The sequence below is a fragment of the Streptomyces sp. NPDC002130 genome (genome assembly GCF_040296465.1).
Classification (GTDB): Bacteria; Actinomycetota; Actinomycetes; order Streptomycetales; family Streptomycetaceae; genus Streptomyces.
Map to the genome: position 1 here is coordinate 1 of NZ_JBEOXI010000886.1, position 1,365 is coordinate 1,365.

The window sequence follows — 1,365 nt, forward strand, 5'->3', positions numbered from 1 at the left end:
GAGTTCGCACCCAGCCGTCCGTCGTTACGGCACACGCATCGAAACCTCGCCTGCGGCTCTGCTCAGACTCACCGGTCTCTCGCGTCGGCTCAACAAGCTGGACCCTTCGCACAAGGTCATTCAGAACACGACGATCAGCAATGTCCCGGTATCGGTCGACGGCAATGTTTTCGAAGGTACGCCGGCGGTGGCAGTTCTCGGCGGGCAGGCGCCGGTCGACGGAGACATTCTGCGCCACTTCCTCATTGCCGCGCGTGGAGGTTCTCTGACGCTCAATGTCATCGTCTCGCGAGAGACGATGCCGGATATCGAGCACTATGTCGAACTGTTGCGGGTGGGGTTCACGACGCTTCTGCAGGCAGTTTCTGACCAAAATCGTGAGGTAGTCGAACGATAAAGAGTAACTTGCGTCGGAACTTGTGGTGAATCGACGATTTGTGTTCGGGAAATTTCTGTCGAATTCGTCCTAATTAAGGTAATTGTCCGTAGTGGTATCGAGTCGTTATCTCGCGGATTAATGTGACTGTCGACACGTCGAGTGTCTACCGCCGGACTGGTTCGATAATCGTCACCGACGGTAAAAAGAATCACCTACGCGAGGAGCTGAACATGGGTTCGTTGATGGATATTCTCGGTGGTCCGAATGGGGACGGTGCACCGATGCAGGCTTTGCTGACAATGCTGCTGGGCTTGGACAATGTCGGTGCAAACCTCTTCGGTTCACTGGCTGACACCGCCGGTGGAATCTTCGGATCTCTCGACACCCTCAGCTTTACGCCGCCTGTCGTTCCCTGAGTTTTCTGATCGGCGTCATTTGCTCGTCCCAAGTGAACCACTGAACATCTAAAGGAGAACGTCATGCTTGAAGGATCTGTCATGGACGCTGCCGGCTCAGTCGGTGCGATCATCGGTCAGGGGTTGGGCAGCGTCAGTGGCCTGGCCGTCAAGGGTCTCGAGGCCCTCGCTGCGCTCAGCGGTGGAGAGTTGAAGGCCGCCAAGTAGATTGTCGATTTCGGGGCCTGCTCGTGTTGGCGCGTAGGCCCCGAAATACCTTTTTGTCGGCGCGTAATTCTCGCCATGTCAATTGCCGGAATTCTCAACCTAACGGCATGAGCATCCAGGCGGCGAGATATACCAAAGCCGCGGTTCCACCCGTGCAAATAGCGGCGATAACGGCGAGTAGACGGACAAGATTGACGTCGGCGCCGAAGTAATCTGCAATTCCGCCGCACACTCCGGCGAACATTTTCTTGTCGTTGGAACGGGTGAAGGGGCGAGGTGTGTCTGGCCCGGCCGGTCGGGCATGTTCTTGACGGCCTCGTCGAAGGCGTCGGCCGCCTTGTCGGTGTTGGCACGGGCCTTGAC

Annotated in this window: 4 protein-coding genes; 3 read left to right on the forward strand and 1 reads right to left on the reverse strand. The window is 57.1% G+C overall.

Going from position 1 to position 1,365, the window contains the following annotated elements:
* The 3 genes from ABT116_RS46640 to ABT116_RS46650 all read left to right on the forward strand — a co-directional run.
* The coding region (locus ABT116_RS46640) for a hypothetical protein (protein WP_351647330.1) at positions 1–397 on the forward strand (397 nt) is incomplete at its 5' end.
* Between the two features lie 122 nt (positions 398–519).
* Positions 520–795 (forward strand): hypothetical protein, encoded by a 276-nt coding sequence (locus tag ABT116_RS46645; protein ID WP_003941513.1) that lies wholly within the window; start codon positions 520–522, stop codon positions 793–795.
* A gap of 63 nt (positions 796–858) precedes the next feature.
* Positions 859–1,002 (forward strand): hypothetical protein, encoded by a 144-nt coding sequence (locus ABT116_RS46650; protein ID WP_003941503.1) that lies wholly within the window; start codon positions 859–861, stop codon positions 1,000–1,002.
* A gap of 94 nt (positions 1,003–1,096) precedes the next feature.
* Here ABT116_RS46650 and ABT116_RS46655 read toward each other — a convergent pair whose 3' ends face one another.
* Entirely contained in the window at positions 1,097–1,246 is a 150-nt protein-coding gene (locus ABT116_RS46655) for a PspC domain-containing protein (RefSeq protein WP_020968875.1), read from the reverse strand.
* Positions 1,247–1,365 lie beyond the last annotated feature (119 nt).

Bases quoted from the DNA above. Each gene is read 5' to 3' on its own strand.
- ABT116_RS46650 (WP_003941503.1), top strand. From the start codon at position 859: ATGCTTGAAGGATCTGTCATGGACGCTGCCGGCTCAGTCGGTGCGATC.
- ABT116_RS46655 (WP_020968875.1), bottom strand. From the start codon at position 1,246: ATGTTCGCCGGAGTGTGCGGCGGAATTGCAGATTACTTCGGCGCCGAC.